At 38.2% G+C, this 22,508-nt stretch carries 19 protein-coding genes; 14 read left to right on the forward strand and 5 right to left on the reverse strand.

Features of this window, described 5'->3' with window-relative positions; all coding sequences use genetic code 11:
* Positions 1-48: 48 nt before the first annotated feature.
* The 5 genes from ACR30L_RS07945 to ACR30L_RS07965 all read left to right on the forward strand — a co-directional run bounded on the left by ACR30L_RS07945 (position 49) and on the right by ACR30L_RS07965 (position 4,967).
* Positions 49-1,230, forward strand: coding sequence for a hypothetical protein (locus ACR30L_RS07945; RefSeq protein WP_435234475.1), 1,182 nt, complete (start codon positions 49-51; stop codon positions 1,228-1,230).
* 102 nt (positions 1,231-1,332) lie between these two features.
* A complete protein-coding gene (locus ACR30L_RS07950) occupies positions 1,333-2,379 on the forward strand; it encodes a hypothetical protein (protein ID WP_435237483.1) in 1,047 nt (348 codons plus the stop codon).
* 5 nt (positions 2,380-2,384) lie between these two features.
* Positions 2,385-2,753 (forward strand): hypothetical protein, encoded by a 369-nt coding sequence (locus ACR30L_RS07955; RefSeq protein ID WP_435237484.1) that lies wholly within the window; start codon positions 2,385-2,387, stop codon positions 2,751-2,753.
* A 2-nt stretch (positions 2,754-2,755) separates the two neighbouring features.
* Positions 2,756-4,741 (forward strand): hypothetical protein, encoded by a 1,986-nt coding sequence (locus tag ACR30L_RS07960; protein WP_435237485.1) that lies wholly within the window; start codon positions 2,756-2,758, stop codon positions 4,739-4,741.
* Positions 4,728-4,967, forward strand: a complete 240-nt coding sequence (locus ACR30L_RS07965) for a hypothetical protein (RefSeq protein WP_435237486.1) — start codon at positions 4,728-4,730, stop codon at positions 4,965-4,967. Before ACR30L_RS07960 ends, ACR30L_RS07965 begins: the two co-directional genes overlap by 14 nt.
* A 76-nt stretch (positions 4,968-5,043) precedes the next feature.
* Here the strand turns inward: ACR30L_RS07965 and ACR30L_RS07970 are convergent, their stop codons facing one another.
* Positions 5,044-6,096, reverse strand: coding sequence for a DNA-methyltransferase (locus tag ACR30L_RS07970; RefSeq protein ID WP_435237487.1), 1,053 nt, complete (start codon positions 6,094-6,096; stop codon positions 5,044-5,046).
* A 796-nt stretch (positions 6,097-6,892) separates the two neighbouring features.
* Here ACR30L_RS07970 and ACR30L_RS07975 point away from each other — a divergent pair.
* Complete coding sequence (locus ACR30L_RS07975; RefSeq protein ID WP_435237488.1) at positions 6,893-7,864, forward strand: IS30 family transposase; 972 nt, start codon at positions 6,893-6,895, stop codon at positions 7,862-7,864.
* 154 nt (positions 7,865-8,018) lie between these two features.
* Here ACR30L_RS07975 and ACR30L_RS07980 read toward each other — a convergent pair whose 3' ends face one another.
* Positions 8,019-8,534, reverse strand: a complete 516-nt coding sequence (locus tag ACR30L_RS07980; RefSeq protein ID WP_435237489.1) for a YbjQ family protein — start codon at positions 8,532-8,534, stop codon at positions 8,019-8,021.
* Positions 8,535-8,941: 407 nt separating this feature from the next.
* Complete coding sequence (locus ACR30L_RS07985; protein WP_435237490.1) at positions 8,942-10,855, reverse strand: methyl-accepting chemotaxis protein; 1,914 nt, start codon at positions 10,853-10,855, stop codon at positions 8,942-8,944.
* Between the two features lie 430 nt (positions 10,856-11,285).
* Here ACR30L_RS07985 and ACR30L_RS07990 point away from each other — a divergent pair, with 430 nt between their 5' ends.
* The 8 genes from ACR30L_RS07990 (at position 11,286) to ACR30L_RS08025 (ending at position 20,478) form a co-directional block, all read left to right on the forward strand.
* Positions 11,286-11,465: a hypothetical protein gene (locus tag ACR30L_RS07990; protein WP_435237491.1), complete on the forward strand. Its 180-nt coding sequence runs from the start codon at positions 11,286-11,288 to the stop codon at positions 11,463-11,465.
* A 316-nt stretch (positions 11,466-11,781) separates the two neighbouring features.
* On the forward strand, positions 11,782-12,978 hold the full coding sequence (locus ACR30L_RS07995) for an efflux RND transporter periplasmic adaptor subunit (protein ID WP_435237492.1): 1,197 nt from the start codon (positions 11,782-11,784) through the stop codon (positions 12,976-12,978).
* 3 nt (positions 12,979-12,981) lie between these two features.
* The gene (locus tag ACR30L_RS08000) at positions 12,982-14,934 is read left to right on the forward strand and encodes a MacB family efflux pump subunit (protein ID WP_435237493.1); all 1,953 of its coding nucleotides are present in this window, start codon (positions 12,982-12,984) and stop codon (positions 14,932-14,934) included.
* Between the two features lie 4 nt (positions 14,935-14,938).
* Positions 14,939-16,327 (forward strand): efflux transporter outer membrane subunit, encoded by a 1,389-nt coding sequence (locus ACR30L_RS08005; RefSeq protein ID WP_435237494.1) that lies wholly within the window; start codon positions 14,939-14,941, stop codon positions 16,325-16,327.
* A gap of 27 nt (positions 16,328-16,354) precedes the next feature.
* On the forward strand, positions 16,355-17,794 hold the full coding sequence (locus tag ACR30L_RS08010; RefSeq protein ID WP_435237495.1) for an ATP-binding protein: 1,440 nt from the start codon (positions 16,355-16,357) through the stop codon (positions 17,792-17,794).
* Entirely contained in the window at positions 17,791-18,501 is a 711-nt protein-coding gene (locus ACR30L_RS08015; protein WP_435237496.1) for a response regulator, read from the forward strand. Before ACR30L_RS08010 ends, ACR30L_RS08015 begins: the two co-directional genes overlap by 4 nt.
* A gap of 334 nt (positions 18,502-18,835) precedes the next feature.
* On the forward strand, positions 18,836-19,168 hold the full coding sequence (locus ACR30L_RS08020) for a helix-turn-helix transcriptional regulator (protein ID WP_435237497.1): 333 nt from the start codon (positions 18,836-18,838) through the stop codon (positions 19,166-19,168).
* Entirely contained in the window at positions 19,162-20,478 is a 1,317-nt protein-coding gene (locus tag ACR30L_RS08025; protein WP_435237498.1) for a type II toxin-antitoxin system HipA family toxin, read from the forward strand. The genes ACR30L_RS08020 and ACR30L_RS08025 overlap by 7 nt, the downstream gene beginning before the upstream one ends.
* Before the next feature lie 70 nt (positions 20,479-20,548).
* Here ACR30L_RS08025 and ACR30L_RS08030 read toward each other — a convergent pair whose 3' ends face one another.
* Together ACR30L_RS08030 and ACR30L_RS08035 are read right to left on the reverse strand one after the other, a co-directional pair.
* Positions 20,549-20,854 (reverse strand): hypothetical protein, encoded by a 306-nt coding sequence (locus tag ACR30L_RS08030; RefSeq protein WP_435237499.1) that lies wholly within the window; start codon positions 20,852-20,854, stop codon positions 20,549-20,551.
* Positions 20,855-21,030: 176 nt separating this feature from the next.
* On the reverse strand, positions 21,031-22,398 hold the full coding sequence (locus ACR30L_RS08035) for a Do family serine endopeptidase (RefSeq protein WP_435237500.1): 1,368 nt from the start codon (positions 22,396-22,398) through the stop codon (positions 21,031-21,033).
* Between the last annotated feature and the right edge of the window lie 110 nt (positions 22,399-22,508).

Genomic DNA, 22,508 nt, shown 5'->3' on the forward strand with positions numbered 1-22,508 from the left:
GCATTAATTTGAACCAACATAATTTAATATGTAAGGAATAAAATAGAAATGACTAAAACATATCCAAATAAGTTTTATCACGAAGGTATGCAAGGCGCCAGTCAAACTTATGACGCCACAGCTGGCAGTATGATTAACATTTTAAAAGATTGCCTTGTTAACGGATTCGGTGCGTTAAGTCCTTCTACGTTAGTTTACGACGCTGAAACAGGTTGGGCTAAAGCTAGTATACCTTTGGGGCACTCATATCAAGTAGATAGCATTCTTGATGTGAGTGATAGTGACGTTTCAGATTATAACGGCGAACACAGAGTAATGCAGGTTACTAACAATGACGTTTGGTTTGAGTTAGATACGGTGCCAGTGGCAGATTCAAGCGGCACAGTAGTAATTAAAATAGCACCGCTAGGTTGGGAGTTAACGCATTCTAATAATGACGGTGATGTTTGTATATTTAAACCAGCTGGGGACCTGGGGAAAGTGAGTTTACGAGTAGACAATACTGCTTTTAGTGGATGGTATGGTAGTAATTATAAAGCAGCGTTAATGAAGGTCACTATGGTTGAAAATGTTACTGATATTGATAACTACGACACTATTTACGAACATCGTTGGCCCGCTGGTAGTTACGGCAGTGACCGTAAATGGGATTTAACAGGTGATAACCGTATGATTTATTTCGCTCCTGAGTACGGAATGGGTAAAGAGCAATCATTATTCTGTGCAGGTTATATCGACTCTATTCGACCAGCCGATGAATATCATTTCGTGATGAATAGATTAAAAAGCACTGTAGCCGATTCTAATGAAAATAGATTTAACGGTGCAAGCAGCAGTTACGAATACTATACTCAATTGATTAGAAATAACGATTACACAGGACGAGTTCTGGCTCGACCATATCATCAAATAGAAGGTACGACTAATTGGTATCATTTAGGTTTATCTACTTATAGCAGTGATTCTATAGCGATGCCAAACCCTGTTGATAACGGGTTTTACATTAACAATCAACCAGCAATGGTGATGGAGTCGGGTAGTTATCTCCGTGGTTATCTACCTATTATGGTATTTCCTTTGGCTAACCACTCAACGTATAGCCGAAAGAACTTGCAGAATTTACCAGAATTTCCAGGTAAAATTTTCCGTATGTTACGTGCTACTTATGACGACCGTTCTGATTATTCAGCAGCGTTAATAGGATTCGATATTTCTACTGTTGAGGTGTAGGTTATGGCTTTTCTGAGCGATATTATATTAGGGGCTAGCGGGTTGATAGCCTACTGGCCGCTACATAAAGACAGGGCCGAAGCTAGTGGTCAGAACAATCCTATGAGCGAATGGTCAGGAAGTGTTGTTTACGATTACGATAAAAAGACATCAACCATGAATTTAGGAAGTTATAAAAGCGGTAGCTCAGCTGACGGTGATAGTGCTTTATACGTAGTTCAGCCGATGAATACGAAATGTGTAGAACTATGGGTTATGAGCGATCCTGGCTACACTAACGGGCAAGATTTCCGTGGGATTTTTGGCTTCAACTCGTTAAGTGGTGGCGCAGACGGTAACGTCGACCGAGTTATAATGACCGTTGGTGTTGCTTCTAGTTCCAGCGACAATACAAGAATGTACATTTCAGGACTTGTCGTTCCAGACTTAGAATCGAAAGACTATTTTGATACGCCTAGACACGTTGTTTTTCAATATGAGAGTGCCACCAATGAGACAGTGTTGTATTTGGATGGAGTGGTAAAATATCGTTACCCAGGTGACGCTTACGATTTGCTGATTGAAGGTCGATATTTTACACCAGGCTTGTTTCACTATTATAACAATCCTATTTACAACCTACACGGCAGGACTTATTGCTCTGATTGTGCGCTGTACGATAGACCTTTAACCATGGATGAAATTAACGCCCGTATTAACTCCGACGAGTACGAAATATCTTTACGAAGCTCACATTCACAACCAAAACCAACATGGGCACACCAGTTGACACGTGCACAAGCCAACCCTCAGTCAAATGAATTGTTAGTGTTAGAGCAAAAGCCAGAACAAAAGATAATAGGAAAGCTAGGCAATTATAATAGTCTAATAAAACAAAACGGCGAACAACGTAAAGTTGGTTATTATCAATCTACGGTTACCGTGAGTGATGTTCCAAAGCCTAACACACGTGTTTTGTGCTTCACCAATGGAGGTCAATTACTCGATGACACTTATTCAAATGAAAGTGGCGTTTATCGGTTCGACCATTTACTAATGGATAATAAATATTTATTTGTGGCTCAGTACAATAACGGTAACAAACAAGTAGCACCGGAATACTTAGCTGCTGCCGCAGATTGGCAAACACCCACACCTTATGGGAGTTAATGGTTATGCCTCTAATCCTTTCTACTGAATTAAAGAATGCCCGGCTACAAGTCCTTTGTGATGCAATAGATAATGGGAATAGCAAGTTAGTCGTTTATAATGTAGTGCAAGATGTAATTTGTGAACTTATCTTTCCAAATCCTTGTAAGGCTGATATATCCAATGCCGTTCTTACCTTTAACAATCTCACTGAATCACTGGTGTTATTAAGTTCAACGGCAACAAATGCAAAGGTTGTTAATGATTCTGATACCGTGTTGTTTGATCTTACTGTTGGTGATTCTGATAGCGCGGCTGATATTAAGCTTCCAAGTACCGCACTTTATCAAGGTTCATTACTGCGCTTAAACGGGTGGACTATTAGCGAGTCATAACTATGTATTTTAAAAAGCGATGGACAAATAGCGGAATATTGGATTTTTCTAATGACGCAACTGTTTTTGATATAACCGCAAAAAATACGATTAAAGGTCCTGTATCGGATGCGGTTTTATTTCCTATTGATAGGTGGAACCAGCAGGGGAAGTTAAATTTATCAGATGAATGGAAGGACAATGGACAGTTAGAATTTGCCGTTCCAGTTGATTTTGATACCGATATCATCATTGATATGGTGGCGACTAACAGCCTGTCTGGTACCACTTCAAATGTTCACGCTGACGCAATCATTAACGTTATACCTCCACAAATAGAAATTAGATCTAATGGTTTAAGTGACGCTGAATTTTATATGGATATAAACGTTAATCGTGGTATCAGAAATATAACAAAATCATTAGCCGGTTCTAGTAACAAATTGAGAAAAGAGTTTGACTCTAAATTTGAAAACAGCCCCCGCCTGAAAAAAGTAATGACCTCTCCTATTTTTGATAGTGATAAGTTGGGTCAACGTATTATCACTATATCAAGTGGACTTAAGCGTCAGAATAAAAAAATCGTCATCACGTTGGTAGATGGCGACTATGTATCTCAAGACATAAACACCATTAACAATAAATTAGACAATGTTAATGAGCATGTTAACTTTTCAAGTTTATCAGGCGATAACGTAAGTAATAAGGTTTATTCAGACTTTTTATACCCTGCGCGATCTGATTGTGAAAGTTCTAATAAATGGATGGGAGCAGACAGCTTAAGAAGAGAGTGGGAAACGCAATTTCAGGATGGAATTGCTTATCGATACGATAAAAAGTCCTATTTTGAAGATGGCATTCAGCCAGTTGGTTATCGACCAACAATAATAAAACCCGTTGAGCCAATCACCCCTGTAGTAGTCGCACCATTAAACTTCCTTAGTTTATGGGATCCAAGCGGCATTCTTGAATTTGTTAGAATAGAACTGGATGCATTAATTGTTATGAATGAAATAAGTATTTATCACATTGCTGATGACGGTACCAAAAGCGCGATTCATCCGGTCAGTGCTTCTCTTGAGCTTGATATTGATTCGCAGGTTTGGAGTTTTAAAGGTCAACTGCTTGGTGCTGATAGCCTAACCTGGTTAACGTATCGAGCAAACTTTGAAATCAATGTTAATGGTCATCAATTATTGTTTGTATTGCGTGAATATTCTCGAGCCAGTAGTTTTGCGAGCGATGCTTATACTTTTACAGCCGTTACCAATACCCAGTGGTTATTTTCACCCTATGCAAATTTATATAGCGGTGCTGTTGAAAATGAAACGGGTATTTGGCAAATAGTAGAAGACATACTGACACAAGAAAATTTCACCTTGAGTCGAGCGTTAACACCTGAATGGATACTGGCACCTGATTCATTTAGCTACCTCAATAAAACACCGATTGAAATGGCAATACAAGCAGCCCAAGCTAGTGGCGCAATATTACAGCCGAATAAAACAGGTAATAGTCTTGATGTTCAACCGCGTTATAAAGTCAGTCCATGGAATTGGAATACATTAACGGATGAGCAATGCGACCATGTTATTAATGCCGATTACGTAATTACTGAATCAAGTATTGATAATACAACCACTGAGATAAACCGAGTATTAATCAGCGGGGAAACACATGGTGTCATCACGGATGTGGTTAAATCAGGTACCGCAGGTGATTTACGAGGCAGTGATGTAGTGAGCAACTTATCGCAGGATCACAATGTCAATATGGAACTCGCTCGCAATATAATGGGTGATAGTGGTGATCAAGAAATACTTGGATTAAGCCTTCCGTTATTGACGCCGGATTCTGATTTTGGATTATTACTACCTGGTGAGATTGTTCGCATTGTTTATACCGATAAATCTATTACTGGTTTATGTTTAAGCAACAGCATACCCATTCAATCAATTACCGACGTATCCCAATCAGTCAAATTGGAGCTTAATAATGGCTACCGTTAATATTACCAAACAATTTAAATCTCTCCTGACTGATACCATTCGCTTTCGTGCTGAAGTATTAGTCCTAGATGAAACGCTCAACCGAGTAAAAGTTCAATGGGGGGATTACAAACTATGGGTGACAGCAACCTTATCTTTGGCTGTCGGTGATCAAGTATTAGTTGAAGATGAAAAAGTTGTCAGTAAATTGCCTGATTTACCCTATCTGCAAGTTGAAATTAGTTAACCATTAACAATTAAAGGAAAACCAAATATTAATATTTGGTTTTCCTCTTCCAGCTATAACTCTATTGCATCAATTGCTATTTTATATTTTTAAGCATCGCTTTTGATTGTGTAAAAGTCTCCTCCTCCATTTCTATTCCTATAAATTGTCTATTAAGCGCTAAGCATGCCTTTCCCGTCGAACCCGAACCCATAAAAGCATCTAAAACCACATCATTTTCTTTACTACTTGTTTTAATAACATGCTCGAGTAAAGGCGCTGGTTTTTCACAAGGGTGCTTGCCTGGGTAATACTGAACTGGCGCATAAGTCCAAACATCAGTGTATGGGACTTCATTTGTCAGCTTAAAAGGGCGCCTTAGATTGTTATACTCTTGTTTAAGATCATCATACTGACGAACCAGTGTTTGAAACTTTAACTGTAGTGTTAAATGTTCATTAGTTAGCTCAGGGTGAGATCGTAATAATTTCGCATTGTGAGCAGCAAAGAGTTGTTGCAATTGATTATATTGTTGCTCGTTGGGAAGTTTCCATTGGCTAGATGAAAACCAGTGGGAGCACATTTTAGTGCCCGTGGCTTCATTAATATCTTTTGCTGAAATATTTAATGAACGTTTAGCGTCAATAAAATAATCAATTAATGGTTTGAATACGTCTTTTTTTAATTCACTGCATTTTGTTGCATAACCATTTGCTCCTTTAGCAAAACCTTCCGAACCATAGTGACCTGCAAAAATAATACGCTCTGTTGCTGGGAAAAAAGAGCGCAGGCTTGGTTTATGGGATCTTTTCCAAACACCAGAAGGTTTTGCCCAAATAATATGATTGAGTACTTCAAATCGCGACCGTATCAGTATTTCAGTATCGGCTGCTAACTTGGAGCCACAAAAAAGGTATAAGCTTCCTGTCGGCTTTAATATTCGCCAGAATTCAACAAGCACCTCATCAAGCCAGGCTAAAAATGTTTCAACATTAGGCCATTGATTATCCCAAGGATTTTTTTTAACTTGAAAATAAGGGGGATCGGTAAGAATAAGATCAATCGCGTTGTCAGGAAGGGTTTTTAAATAATTTAAACAATCAGCGTTAATAAGGCGAAGTTGCCCGTTATGTAAAATATGTTCGTCCATTTATGCTCCTATAAAAAGAGCCTTGAATACATAAGTAAGCAAGCTACAAGGGTAGCTTGCTTGTATTTTTGTTGCTTCCTCTTCAGCTATTAACTGAGTCTCAGGTACTCAAGGCATCAAAAACATAAAAAGTATATAGAAATATAAGAGTACTGTATATAAAAACAGGTGCTGATTAAAAATTAAATTAGTTACCTTATTTGTCATTTGAATTCTAAATAAAGGTAGGTTGAAAAAAATATTATAAACTTGATTTAATAGTAATTTTAAAAGTACTCCATCTAGAAGATTAAGGCTTCGAACCGTCGGTTCTTTATGAAGAGATAGGCTATTTAGTGGGCCTTATTTGTTATAACATAAAACATGCAATTACAGCTTAATTTATGAAATATCCACAAAACCATGCGGTAATTTAAGTGGTTTTTTATGTGGTATTATTATTTTCATTACAAATTAAATGCTTTATTATCAATGCTATATTTAACTTTACAAAATCTCTCCGTCCCGCCATATTCAGTACCGACAAGGTACGAAGAAAACCCGCAAAGCTTGTAAATACAGGCTTTGCGGGTTTTTTTATGTCCGTAGATCTTCAATCGAGTCGCTTGCATTCGGTAAAAATGTAAGATTATTTGTAAGATGATTTTTATCTTCAAAAAAGGATCTTACAGTTATGGCTAAAGCATTGCTTACAAATACTCCTTAGATTCAAATAGTAAGTGCATAACTTGAATAGGTAGAAAAAGTGGTCAGCTGAATATATGCTAATCGCTTTTCTCCGGCAAGAGATGCAACAATGAAAACATATAATCAACTGACCTATGAGCTAAGATGCCAGATTTATGCATTAAAGAAAATAGGAATAAGCCAAAATAAAATTGCACAGCAATTAAAAGTGAGTCAATCAACTATCAGTCGAGAGCTTTCTCGTAATACAGGAAAGCGAGGTTATCGCATTAAGCAAGCCCAGTCCCTTGCTCAGGGGCGCCGCTTACATTCACGTAAGGCCATTAAAATGACGAGTAACCTCATTGCATTAATTGATTCAAAGATTTATATGAAATGGAGTCCTGAGCAAATATCAGGCTGGTTAAAAGAAGTACACCGCATTCTAATTAGCCATGAAACAATTTATCTACATGTTTGGGCTGATAAGAAACGTGGTGGTCAATTATTTCAACATCTGCGTAGAAAAGGCAAGGCTTACCAATCCCGTAGTAAGGATAAACAGGCAGGTCGCGGCTTTATCAAAAACCGAGTCAGCATTGATGAACGTCCAACGGTTATTGATAATAAAAGCAGAATTGGGGATTGGGAAATAGATTTAGTCATCGGTAAAGGCCACAGTGGTGCATTAGTGACTATCGTTGAACGGAAAACTAGCTTTACAGTCTCTATGCGTGTTGACGACAAATCAGCTAAATCAGTCACCGCTGCGACGATTGCTTTATTACAACCTTATAAAAAAGCCGTACATACGATCACAGCAGATAATGGTAAAGAGTTTGCTTACCATGAAATGATGAGTGAATACTTAGACTGTGGTGTTTATTTTGCAGATCCTTATTGTTCGTGGCAACGAGGTTTGAATGAAAACACGAATGGGTTATTACGGCAATACTGGCCAAAAGCAACAGACTTTAAAAAAGTATCGCAATCAGAAGTTGAAGATGTAATAGTGCAACTGAATGATAGACCAAGGAAAAAGCTAAATTACAAACTACCAGCCAAATTAATGGCTGAACACATGGCAGCTATAGCTGCTTAGTGGTTATGCACTTCAGAGTTGAATCTGCGCTCAAATAAAGAGTGCGAAAGGTGTTTATAAATAATGGTAAAGATAGGAGAACCACTTTGATTATGTTTGGATGTCCCTGATTTATTAAGTGATATGCTTAGTTGAAAAAAACGGTTAATAATAATTATCGCTCTTTAACTTTTACCGCTGTGCCTGTTGCCGTGATCATAAGCATACCTTTTCCTTGTCCTGAAATTTCTTCGGTATCAATGGATACACTAATAATTGCATTGCAATCGATTCTTACTGCTTTCTTTTTTAGTTCATTCATTGCTTGGACTTTCAAGTCTTCAAGTTTATTCATATATGTTTGTGAGTTCCCTCCTACAATGTCACGAACTCCAGCAAGCATGTCGCGGAAAATGTTCGTTCCGCTAACGATAGTTGATGTGATAATACCGTAGTTAGCTATTACTTTTGTATCTTCAGTAAGAAATGATGATGTTGACATCATCACACTGCTTGCATTGCTATTAAAGAATAATTCCATTGCCTCTTGTTCTGACGTCGCATTGATTGTCTGGATTCCTTCAAATCCTTGTTCAAGTAATTGCATAACGTCGTTGCTTGATGTTGTGATGTTAACTGCAAACACATTTGAATCATTGTTATTATCTTTCATGATTTGATAAACATTCATATTCTATAACTTTTCCTTATTTGGTAGCCTCTAAATGGTACGAATGTTCTATTGAAAGAGCTTATAAATTATTCAACTTAGTGTTCAAGTTTAGTTTGCGAAAAGTTAATTCAAGTCTGCTCATTGGTTTTAGAACATATAATTAATTACAACTATAGTTTTGATGATAAAAAATAACAAAATATTAGTGTAGTTAAACAGTGACATTACCTAGATGGGATTTTTTGTCGATTCTTGATGCGCTCAATAATCATAAGGGGTACAGCATTTTCAAATATTTACTATAGGGGAATATATTTATCAGTGATTTATTGTAGTAACTATTTTGCACATCTGAAATATAGATGTGCAAAATAGAGATGTCTATTCTTAATATTTTAACAATAGACAATACAATAGAGGTTTTTTTAACTTAATCTGAATTTACCAACAATGGCCTTTAATTGACTATTTGCATTGGTAAGTTTTTGTGTTTCACTACCTGTTGATTGGCCGTTATTGGTTAACGTTACAACCATATCTTGCAAGCTTGACATATTACGAGTTATTTCTTGTGTTACAGCACTTTGTTCTTCTGCTGCAGTTGCAATTAACGTAGTTAAGTCATTTATACTGGTAACCGATTCATCAATATTAGTTAAGTCCTCTGCAACTCTACGTGTTCCCTGAGTTGTTTTTTCACATGTCTCTTTTGTTGCCAACATTGCTGTATTGGCACTTTGAGAACTATTAAGTAATTTATTAAGAGTGCTTTCGATTTCAGTTGTGCTGTCTTTTGTACTACTCGCAAGCGATCTAACTTCATCTGCCACTACGGCAAAACCTCGACCGTGTTCACCAGCTCGCGCGGCTTCAATTGCAGCATTTAAAGCTAATAAATTAGTTTGTTCAGCAATGGAACCAATGACATTTAACACATTGGTAATTTCTTGTGTATCTGTGCTTATTCCATTGATTGTTTCAGACGCATTATCAACGTCAGTAACCAATTGTGATACTGTGTCTGTCGCTGTCATTACTTCTTCTAATGATTTGCTAACTTGGTCGTTGGTTTTTTGCGTAAATGTTGCTGCTTCGGATGCGTTATTGGCAACATCGTTTGCCGTTGCGCTCATTTCTTCTATTGCAGCTACGATTTGATTTGTTTCACTTGCATGAAAATCGAGTACTTCGTTATTTGTGTTGACCTGGTTATTGAGTTGTTCAACACTATCATCTATGTGGTTAGACGATTCGGATACTTCTAACATGAGTGATTGAATATCTGCAATAAATTGGTTCACTCCTGTCGCGATTTGTCCCAAATCATCACTAGTTGTGACATCAAGCCTGCGTGTTAGATCTCCATTACCTGTCGATAAATCGACAACCATTTCTTTTAATTTTACGATTGGGCTATAAATAATATTTAATATAATGAGAGACAACGCTATAGCAATAAACAACATGACAACAGAAGAAGTAATCGCGCTTTGTAAGGCTTTATCTACTTCTGAATATACGACCGATTTATCAACAGATAGGAATAAATGCCATTTTGAACCATCGGCTAAATTTATTGATGTTGTGAAACCGACTTTATCGACTCCATCAAGTGCATAATCTACGGTTGCTTCGTCTTCCTCTAGAATAGTGCCATATACATTCTTTACGTTTAAGTCAGGCTGTGTTGTACCGACCTTTACCGTTGATGAATTTGAAGCGATAACCTTGCCATTTTTATCTAGGATGGAAAATATTGCGGTAGGAAAATTAATCTCTTCTAATGTCTGGGTTAAAATAGCAATAGATACATCACCTAACACGACACCATCACCAAAGCTTTTAGAAATAGATACGACAGGTTTGTTTGTTATTTTATCAATATAAGGTTCCGTAATTGAAATACCGCTGGTTGATTTAGCTTGTTTGTACCATGGGCGAGTACGCGCATCAAATTTGCTTACATCAATGACACCATTTACCCAATCTTTTCCTTTTGCTGTTGAATACGTTGGGCCAGTGTCTAATGAAATGTAGACATCGCTTATATCAATGGTATCTCTTGTTAATCTAGCATCATCAACATAAGTCGACGTTGCGATTTCGTTATTATTTTTATATTTATTCGCTAATATTTGGATTGCATTAGTTTTATCTGCTAACCATGATTCAATTTTTAGAGATTCATAGTGAACAATAGATTGAGAATGAAGTGCGACTCTATCAACAGTGCTATCTCTTAAATGAGTGTAAGCAAGCCAGTTAGAGACAAGTAGACAAGCTGTCACTAACATAATAACTGATAGTATAATTTTATTTTTAAACCCGAGCGTTTGCATTTTTGTTCCTTGATAAACATTGAGTTGGCGAATTAAATTTGTTCTATAAGGATAGACTTATCGGCTATTTTAGGGGAAAGTTTAATATTATATTTATCGATTTATGCTATTACTGAATAAATAATGTCTTTTTACTGATGTTTTTGGGATTAGGTGATAAAGTTTTGCCATTATTAGGGTTTTTGTACTATTTCGGTGGTTGTTTTTCTTTACTTATAGCCAAATAAAACGAATCCACCAATTGCTAGCTTCTAAGTTGTCACGCATATTCTAGTCATTTTATTTTTGCTTTTGTGGTATTTAAAATGTAATTAAATTGTAACATTACCGAGACAGCATTTTTTCGATTATTGATGCGCTCAATAATGGCAAGAGATACTGCGTTTTTAAATATTTACCATCCTATATATCTCATACCCCAATGAATTCTATGTCTGATGCTTTTGCGCATAGTACAATGCATACGAATAACTATTATTTGAATGTGGAATACTTATTAGATCAAACAATCGCAGAAGGGTTAGGTCGTAATGGCATTATTGAAACTCTTGAAGATATCGCCGCCGACTTACAAGAAGGCGAATTTGAATTACAAACTAGCATATTGTAGAGGGGGTTATGGGAAACTGAAGTGGCCTAGATTTCATCGTTTGATATTTTACGTCTCGATATTGTTCGGGGCGTTTTTGTATCTGCGTTCGAAATCATTTCTAACGCCAATCTTACGATGATAATAATAGTTGTATCCTATTTATATAAGTGGAAGTTATTTTTAAAGCTTACACATTTCCTACACAATTGAAGGCGGATATTTAAAAGCATAATAAATACAGTTAGTTATGAATTTTAATTTCTTCATTTTTAGCCTATATTTTTTTTCTATACTAGTTCTAATTTCTTATTCTCAATAAAAATCGGAACTGGCCATGAATAAAAAAATAAAATATATAATCCTATTTATATTACTCGTTGTTCCAATCGCCTTCTCGGTGCATTTTTACCTCTCCCAGAGTCAAGATGCTAAGCCTGTGTTTACGACCGATGTTGTAAAAAAAGGAGCGATTGAAAATGTTGTCTTAACCAGTGGCGTTTTATATCCCTATAAACTGGTCGATGTGGGTTCTCAGGCTGCAGGGCAGATACAACACCTGGCAGTTAAGCTTGGTGATGTCGTGAAGCAGGGAGATCTGATTGCTGAAATTGACAGCTTAACCCAGCAAAATGCATTGAAAGAAGCACTGGCATCACTTAATAGTATTAATGCACAATACAGTGCAAAACAGGCACAAATACGCCAAGCTGAATCAGAGTTTAAGCGTCAGCAAAAAATGCATAAGGATGGTTCAAGTTCGCAATCAGACTATGAAACAGCGGAAGCGGCGTTGTTAGTTTATAACGCCGAACTTGAACAGATAAAAGCACTTAAGGAACAAGCATTAATCAGTGTTGATAATGCTAAGTTGGAGCTTGGTTATACAAAAATAGTCGCGCCGATAGATGGTACGGTTATTTATGTTTCGGTTTCAGAAGGGCAAACACTTAGTGATAATCAGGAAATTCCAACCATTGTTGAAATTGCTCAGCTTAATACGATGACGATTAAAGCAGAGGTGTCCGAGGCCGATGTTATTCATGTTTCTCCTGAGCAACAGGTTTATTTTACGATTCTTGGTGATTCATCTAAAAAATACGAAGGTGTGCTTCGTGCGATTGAACCTGGTCCAACACTCATGACGGGTGATGATAGTCAACTTGTTATCGGTGATAGTGACGCGATTTACTATAACGCTTTGTTTGATGTTGATAATCCCGATGGTTTACTTCGTTTTGGCATGACTGCGCAGGTTTCTATTATTCTTGATCATGCAGACAACGCATTATTAGTGCCTTCTCAAGTCCTTGTCAGTAATTCTCGTCATCCCGGACATTATCGAGTGCCGGTAAAAAATGGCGAGAATATGGAATATCGTGATGTTGAGGTCGGTATTAATAATAATATTTATGCGCAAATTTTATCTGGCCTTGAAGAAGGCGACGAAATTATTATCGGCGAGTCTACGGGTGTTCAACAGTCGAGAACGAGTACAGATAGACCCGCCCGTCAGCAACGGATGGGGTTTTAATATATGAGTGAAGTACTTTTAGATCTTGTCGGTGTTACTCGTACTTTTAGTGCAGGAGATCAAGCTCTTACTGTACTTAATAATGTCAGCCTGAAGGTGCATCGTGGTGAGATGATTGCCATTGTTGGTACATCTGGCTCGGGAAAGTCGACATTAATGAATATCTTAGGGTGTTTAGATAAACCCTCAACGGGCAGTTATTTCATTAATGGCCAAGATACCTCTGAGATGAATGATGATCAGTTGGCGGCATTGCGTCGTGAGTATTTTGGGTTTATTTTTCAGCGTTATCATCTCCTTGGTGATTTGACTGCGGTTGCGAATGTTGAAGTACCTGCTCTTTATGCGAGCGAAGAAAAAACATCACGTCGAGTAAAAGCTGAATCTTTACTTTCGCGCCTTGGTTTAAGTGATCGTCTTGATCATAAACCAAATCAACTTAGTGGTGGTCAACAACAGCGGGTGAGTGTGGCACGTGCGTTAGTCAATGGTGGCGATGTTATTTTAGCCGATGAGCCGACGGGGGCGCTTGATAGTAAAAGTGGTCAAGAGATGATGAATCTATTGCAGGAACTGCATAGAGATGGCCATACCATTATTTTAGTGACTCATGATCAGCAGGTTGCGGAATTTGCGGATCGTATTATTGAAATCAAAGATGGTGAGATAAAGCATGATCGAGTGACTAATCCTGATGCCAAGATAGTGTCTAGCTTGGCAAATAAAAAGGAAAAAGAGCAGAAAAAATACACTCGATTTGATTGGTCTCGTTATTTTGAAGCATTTAAGATGGCGCTTATTGCTATGTCAACCCATAGGCTACGGACCTTTTTAACCATGCTTGGGATTATTATTGGTATCGCTTCCGTTGTTTCCGTTGTCGCACTGGGAACGGGATCTCAACAATCCGTTTTAGAAAATATGGCGTCTATGGGAACCAATACTATTGAGATTAAACCCGGAACGGGCATGGGGGATCGCCGTGCTGGTCGAGTGAGAACACTCACCGCGAGTGACGCAGATGCTTTAAAATTATTACCGTTTGTTGATAGTGTTACGCCGACGGTGAGAGCCGATGTTGCGATTCGTTATGGTAATAAAGCGGTCAGCGCGGGCGTTGAAGGCGTTGGTTCTGAATTTTTCAGGGTACGTGGTTATACCTTAGCACAGGGACAATTTTTTAATGATGATAGTGTTGAACAGTTGGCTCAGTTAGCGGTTATTGATTCAAATACAGCGGAAGAATTATTTTCCGATCAAGCCGCCGTTGGTCAAGTTATTTTTCTTGGTCGATTACCGGTTAAAATCATTGGTGTGACGGAACCAAAGGAAAGCGCTTTTGGTAATAGTGATGAACTGAATGTATGGGTTCCTTATACCACGGTGTCTGGGCGTATATTCAGACAGGATGATGTCAATGATATCACGGTGCGTGTCAATGAAAGTGTATCGAGTACCGCTGCCGAAGAGGGAATTATTCGTCTTTTGAAAATGCGCCACGGTGTACAGGATTTCTTTACCGTAAATACCGATACATTGCGTGAGAATATTGAAAAAACATCGGCAACCATGACCTTACTTATTTCGGCCATTGCATTTATTTCATTGATTGTTGGGGGCATTGGTGTGATGAATATTATGTTAGTGTCGGTGACCGAGCGAACACGCGAAATAGGTATTAGAATGGCGGTCGGTGCGCGTAATAATGATATTTTACGTCAGTTCTTGATTGAGGCCGTTTTAGTTTGTATCTGTGGTGGTATTCTTGGGATCACACTGGCATTTTTGGTGGGGCTTATTTTTGCATCAAGCTCCAGTAATTTTCAGATGATTTTCTCAACAGGCTCAATTGTTGCCGCTTTTTCCTGTTCAACATTGATCGGTGTCTTGTTTGGTTATTTACCCGCAAGAAGTGCCGCAAAACTGAACCCTGTCGATGCATTGTCAAGAGACTAATATTATGAATAAGAACTGTTTTAACCTAAGTATGCTTACCATTTGTTGTTCAATTTTGGCGGGTTGTAGTGGCCTTAATCGCAGTCAATTTGAAATGCCTGCGCTGGATGTACCGAGTAATTGGCAGCAAGAAAACGCTTCACTTACCGAATTAGTACAAGAAGATGAATGGTGGAAGCAGTTTAACAATCCAGAATTAAATGGCTTAATCGAACGTGCTTTACAAACAAATAATGACTTGGCTCTGGCGACACTGAACCTGCGTAAGGCGCGCTTAAATGCAGGGTTGAGTGAAGATGATAAATTACCCGATCTATCATTTAATGCGTCTTCTTCCAATGAACAAGAGTTTGATACTGGTGATGTTGATAGTAGTTATAGCACCACGACGGAATTGAGTTATGAATTAGATTTATGGGGAAAATTCTCTGCTGCTGCAGATGCGACTCAGTGGTCTGCGCAAGCGAGTGAGGAAGATCGAGAAAGTGTGGCGCAAAGTTTAGTGGTGACGGTTGCCTCTTTATATTGGCAAATTGGTTATCTAAATCAGCACATTAATATTGTTCAGTCTAATATAAAGGGGACTGAACAAATTATTACATTAACTAAAAATCGCTATGATAACGGTTCAACGACACGACTCGCGGTACTTGAATCAACTCAAGATCTTTATAAATTGCAGGTGAGTTTAAGTGAATTACAGCAGGAACTGTTAGAAAGTAAGCATGCCTTGTCAATATTGCTTAATCAACCACCTCAAGATGTGATGATTAATATTGAAAAGTTACCTGAAGGCACATTACCAGAGATTGCATCGGGTCTCCCTGCCGATCTTCTTGTACGTCGACCCGATGTAAGATCGTCTCTTTATCAGTTGAAATCGACGCTTGCCGAGAGAGATGCAGTGGACGCAAGTTATTTCCCATCATTAACATTGACTGGCGATTTAGGCACTTCATCATCAAAGCTGCTTGAGTTATTGCAAAATCCAGTGGGAACGTTAGGCGCACAATTATCATTGCCTTTCCTTAATTGGAATCAGATGAAATTGAATAAAAACATTTCAGAAATTGATTATCAAACGGCTGTTATAAATTATCGTGTTACGCTTTATCAAGCCTTTGAAGAAGTGGCAAACTATCTGTCAGCTAAGCAACATTATCAATATCAATATGACATTCAGCAAGCGCAATATAGTAATGCGCAAGAGGTGGAAAAAATTTATGCTAGCCAGTATCGTGCAGGGGCAATTGATATGATTGATTGGATAAATGCATTAGAGGCTAAACGAGATGCACAGGCTTCATTATTGGAAAATAAATATAATCAGTTTGTAACACAGGCTAAATTATACCAAGCATTGGGCGGCAAGGATATTGCGCCGGATATGTAAAGTGATGCCATATTATAAGGAGTCAGAGTGAAGCTACTCTATAAATTTTTCTTAGCATTCTGTGTGACCAGCTTTGTTGCTGTGGGGTTAATGTTTGCCTTAATCACCTTTAACTTGTCTACTGGATTTAATGATTTTGTTAATGTTGTTGAGCATAGGCAACTTTCTCGTCTTAAAACTAGAATCATTACTTTTTACCAAGAAAATGGTAGTTGGCAACCACTTAAGGGAAATGAGCAACTCTGGAAAGAAATGTTGGGTCCGAGATTGAGACCGAGTCCGACGGAAGGCCTTGTTCAGTCATTAAAAGATGAACAGGAAGCCAATGAGAATTTGGCTTCATTAAATAATATTTTGCAGACTCAAAAACGATTGAGCCTTTATGATGCGAATAAACAGGTGGTGATTGGGAAACCATTAATTACTGATAATCCCTACACTGAAGTTATTAAACTAAATGGTGACACAATCGGTTGGCTAAGCCTTATTCCCTCAGAGTTTGTGAAAGGGACGCCTGGAAATGAGTTTTTAGCACAGCAATATAAAAGTTATTTTATTATTGCGTTGGCGGTTATTGTCTTGGCCTTTGTCACTGCTTGGTTATTTTCGAGGCATTTAGTTGCGCCTATTAGTGCATTGATTGATGGTACCTACACGTTAATTCGTGGGAATTATCGAATTCGAATTGAAAAGAAAACCAACGATGAGTTGTCGTTATTGTCTGATAATGTCAATGTATTAGCTGAAACCTTGGATAAAAATCAAAATAGTCGTTTTAAATGGATGTCAGATATTTCCCATGAGCTAAAAACACCACTCACCGTATTACGCGGTCAGTTAATCGGTATTCAAGATGGGGTTTTTGTTGCGGATGAACAACGCGTTCAGTTATTTATTGATCAAATAGATAGCCTAAGCCATATTGTGGATGATCTTTATCAGTTATCAACGACGGATGCTGGTGGACTCACTTATAAGAAAGAGTTACTTAATCCGATTCAGATATTACTGCAGGTTGCAGATAGTTTTATGGCCAGTTTTGAACAGAAAAAATTGTCCGTGGATTGTGCTCAACTTGCATTGTTGATGGAGGATGGTAAGTGTCAGGTATTAGCGGATAAAGACAGAATAAGGCAGTTATTCGTTAATCTATTTGAAAATTGTTGTCGTTATACGGATGCACATGGACAGGTTCAGATTTCTGCGCAAATGGTTGCCCAGCATGTCAATATTCAGATCCAAGATTCAGCACCTAGCGTGCCATTGAATATTCAAGATAAATTATTTGAACGTTTTTATCGGGTAGAACCTTCTCGTAATAGAGGCTCTGGCGGTTCAGGGTTAGGATTGGCGCTGTGTAAGCAAATCGTAGATGCGCATCAAGGGATAATCAGTACATCGGATTCGTCATTGGGAGGATTAAGTATCAATATAACACTACCCATTCATAGGAGTTACCCACAGTGAATAAGCAGACAATTTTAATCGTTGAAGACGAAGCGCCGATTGCAGAGGTGTTAATCGTCTATTGTCAAAACAGTGGTTACTTAGTTGAGCACCTTAGTAGTGGTAAAGATGTGAGTCGTTTTGTTAAAGAAAATCGTGTTGATTTAATACTGCTTGATTTGATGTTACCTGATATTGATGGTTTAGAAATTTGTAAGCAAATCCGCGTTTTTTCACAATTACCCATTATTATGCTCACTGCAAAAAGTGAGGAGATCGATAAACTTCTTGGCTTAGAATTTGGTGCAGATGACTATATTTGTAAACCATTTAGTCCTAGAGAGGTGATGGCGCGTATTAAAACCGTGCTTCGTCGAGTGACTAATAATGCAGCTGAAAACCATGATAGGCATTTGATTAAACAATTTGGTTTTGAGATGAACAGCGATGATTATGAAGTCACCTTTAAGGGGCAGTTTTTAGATCTAACACCCAGGGAGTTTTCTATACTCAAGCTCTTTTTAGAAAATAGCGGCCGCGTTTTTAGTCGAGATGAAATTTTAAACCGGACCTATGACGATATTTCCGATGTATCGGATCGCAATATTGATACACATATTAAAAATATACGTAAAAAGATCAGCCAAATTGCAGAGGAAGAAGATCCGATTCGTTCTGTGTATGGCATTGGTTATAAATTTAATAAGACGGAATATGAGGGACTATAAGTATTCTTATCAGGTAAAAAATACCATAAATGAATTAAAGTTCATGTAAATAACTTCTCTTCATAGTAAAAATGTTAGGTTCACGCACTTATATTCGCTAGTGCGTGGATAATCACTTTCCTCACTTTTATCATATTTTACAATAACCATTATTGTGGTTGTTATTGTGTTTTTAAGTCATTAACGATCAAAATAATGGTTATTGAGTTATTATCTTGTTTTTATATGCCACAATAACTATTATAGTTGTTGTTAGTGGATTTATTGGTTTTTAATAACCATTAAATTGGTTATTGTCGTTGTGTGTGTTATTGCATAAATCAAGGCGAAAAATATGAATATAGATGATAGTCCTCAAGTCATTGCTGAAATACTGGGAAAGCGATTAAAGCAGGCCCGATTAAATGCAAATATCTCCCGTGATGCATTAGCTGAAAAAGTGGGCGTGTCACGAAATACGATTGTGAATGTTGAGTCGGGTAAAACAAAATTAGAAACGATGATTGCGGTGATGCAAGGGTTGGGTTTGTTAGAACAATTGTCTTTATTTTTACCTGAGCAACCGGTATCTCCCTTACAGCTTGCAAAATTAAAGGGCAATGAACGCCAACGAGCATCAAAGGCCGTGGATAATACCGAAAATAGTAAGGATGATGTCACATGGTAGATGCAATAAATGTAAAATATCACGACCATGATGTCGGTGCTGTGAGCTTTAATAGTGATACCGGTATCGGTGCCTTTGAGTATGAACCGAGTTTTATTAAAAAGGGAATAGAACTTTCTCCTTTAAAAATGCCAGTATCTAAAACGATATTTACTTTTCCTGGATTAGATCACGCCACTTTTAAGGGCTTACCTGGACTGATTGCCGATTCATTGCCCGATGATTTTGGTAATGTGGTGCTGAATGCTTGGGTGGCCAGTCAAGGTCGAACACCAAGCGATATTTCACCCCTTGAACGCTTACAATATACAGGTAAACGTGGAATGGGGGCGTTGACCTATGCACCTGCAACACGGGTTAAGCAGTTCAATGCATCTAATCATATTGAAGTTGAGTCGCTGGTTGCGATTGCACAGGAGGTGTTGAATGAAAGAGGCGATTTTAATGTCGCATTAACATCCGATGGTCAGCAAGATAAACAGGCAATGTTGGCGCTAATGTCCGTAGGTATGAGTGCGGGTGGGGCAAGGCCAAAGGCTGTTCTGGCTTTTAATGAAGCATTTACACAGGTGCGTTCAGGGCAAACTAATGCGCCGGATGGATTTGAACATTATTTGATGAAGTTTGATGGGGTGAGTGAGCACAATAAAAACCAGGAAACCTTTGGCGATCCGATGGGATTTGGTGCCATGGAATATGTGTATTATCTATTGGCGCGTCAATGTGGTATTGATATGACCGATAGCCATTTATTAAATGAAGGTGATAGACGGCATTTTATTACTAAACGCTTTGACCGTGTTGGTAATCGTAAGGTACATATTCAAACATTGAATGGCATGGCACATGTTAGTTACAAGCACCCGGGGTCTTTTTCCTATGAAGAGCTTATCCAGGTTGCACGACAATTACGCCTGAGTCCGCAGGATGCGCTACAGATTTTTAAACGAATGGTGTTTAATGTTATTGCAAGAAACCATGATGATCATACCAAGAACTTTGCATTTATGCTTAATGAGCAGCATCAATGGCAGCTAACACCGGCTTACGATATTGCCTATAGCTATAAACCGGGTAATAAGTGGGTTAATAGTCATTGGATGAGCTTAGCGGGCAAACGAGACAATTTTATTCGTGATGACTTTTATGGTTTTGAACGATTGAGTCCAATTTTTACGAAATCTAAAATCAATGACATTATCGATCGTACCTTAGCGGTGGTTTCCACGTGGAAAACCGTTGCAATGGAAAATGACGTACCTAAATCCTTAATCGAAGAAGTTAATCAACATTTAAGATTAACCATTTAGATGAGTAAATAAAAGTGGTGGTTAGCCTCTTAGGGAAGGGGCTAACGTGACGAGAATATGGATATGCAAGTTAGACCGTGAAATGTTCAAGTTTGACGCCGACACTGCCAACACGGATCCAGACTTTATATATTTGAAAACTTTCACCTGTGGAATCTGAAATCGTTTCAATATGCTCTGCGAATACAACATCTTTGCTTTTAAATTCGAGTACGGCCCCCTGACTTAGTAAGGGATCAAGTCGTAAAAATATCTTATCGGGTTCCGAGTGGCTTTGTTTAGGTTGGCCGATATAGGAGAAAGCCTCGCGTAATAATCGGTTTCTATCGGTATACTTTTCAATATCAGTATTCATATTAATAATGTTTGATAACATAATCATTCTCCTGTTACTTTCAAAACTAATATGTTTATCTTAGTACAATAGAAGATTAAATTGCTATCGAAATAGTCACAGATTTGAAACGTGCGTTGTACATGGTTGTTGCTTAGGTGGGGATAATAAAATGCCCTCAGGAGTTGACCTTGAGGGCAATCAAAAGCGTTTCGTTTTTATCTTACAACGACAAACAATGAACCGCCATCTCGATTAATTTGTAATAAAATGGCCTGATCATTTAGTTTCAAGGCATTACGGAAGTCATCAAGATTCTTCGTGCGTTGTTTATTGGTTGCAACGATCACATCACCTTGACGTAAACCACTGTAAGCTGCAATTGAATTACCAACAATGCGAGTCACGATAACCCCATTTCCATTTTCTTCATTGCCAAGTTCAACACCATCAAGAAGGGAATGCATTGTTTTAGTCGTTTTTGCGGTGGTTTGTGGTTCGCCTATTGTGACGGTTAAGCTAATTTCTTTGACGTCACGTAAGACCGTTAGTTTGACTTTATCACCGATTTTTCTGATGCCAATACGGCTTCGTAGTTGACCGGTTGAAATAGTCGGTTCACCATCGACCTGTGTAATAATATCACCCGCTTTAATACCGGCTTTCTCAGCAGGCGATCCTGAAACAACTTTACTGATTAGTACACCTAATTGTCCATTTTTAAGACCAAAGGCATCGCGTAGCGCGGGGGTAATATCTTGAATGCCGACACCAATTTGGCCGCGTCGTACTTCACCGTTCTCGGTGATTTGATTCATGCTCGCTTTGACCATGTTAACGGGAATTGCAAAACCGATACCGACATTACCGCCTGAAGGAGCAATAATTGCGGTATTGATACCAATAAGTTCACCGGCTAAATTAACCAATGCGCCACCAGAGTTACCTGGGTTAATTGATGCATCGGTTTGAATGAAGTTTTCATAACCTTCAATACCTAAACCGCTTCGTCCTAATGCACTCACGATACCGGTTGTAACCGTTTGACCTAAACCAAATGGATTACCGATTGCAACCACAAAATCACCAACTTCAAGTAGATTAGAGTCTGCAATTTCGACCTCTGTTAAATTATCGGCATCAATTTGAAGGATAGCGATATCAAGTTCAGGATCCGTGCCTAACAATTTTGCGGTAAAACTACGTCCATCAATAAGCGAAACCAATATTTCTTCCGATTTATCAATCACGTGATTATTGGTTAACACAATTCCTTTTTTAGCATCAACAATGACGCCAGAGCCAGCACTTTGTTGTTGTTTTTGAGGTTTTTGTTGCTGCTGTTGTTGAGGTTGATCCGGGGTATTAAAAAAGTGTTTAAAGAATGGGTCATTTAATAATGGATTGACGGTTTGAGTTTGGGTTGAAAAAGTTGATATGTTGACGACGGCTGCATTCACTTCTTTTAGCATGGGCGCCAACGATGGAAATAACTGATTACCTTTCGCTGCGTAGCTAGGTGCTGAGAGAGTTAATAGAAGACCAAGTAATAGTGATATTGAAATATTAATTGCGCGCTTATTCATTGTTATTCCTTACGTTAATTGTAAAAAATTGAAAAGTGATGGATCGGTTGTGCATTGCTCTTAGTCCCCGTTGAATGATGTTGCAGGATCAAAAGGGGATATAAGAGAAT

The sequence above is a fragment of the Psychromonas saccharinae genome (assembly GCF_051201515.1).
GTDB lineage: Bacteria > Pseudomonadota > Gammaproteobacteria > Enterobacterales > Psychromonadaceae > Psychromonas.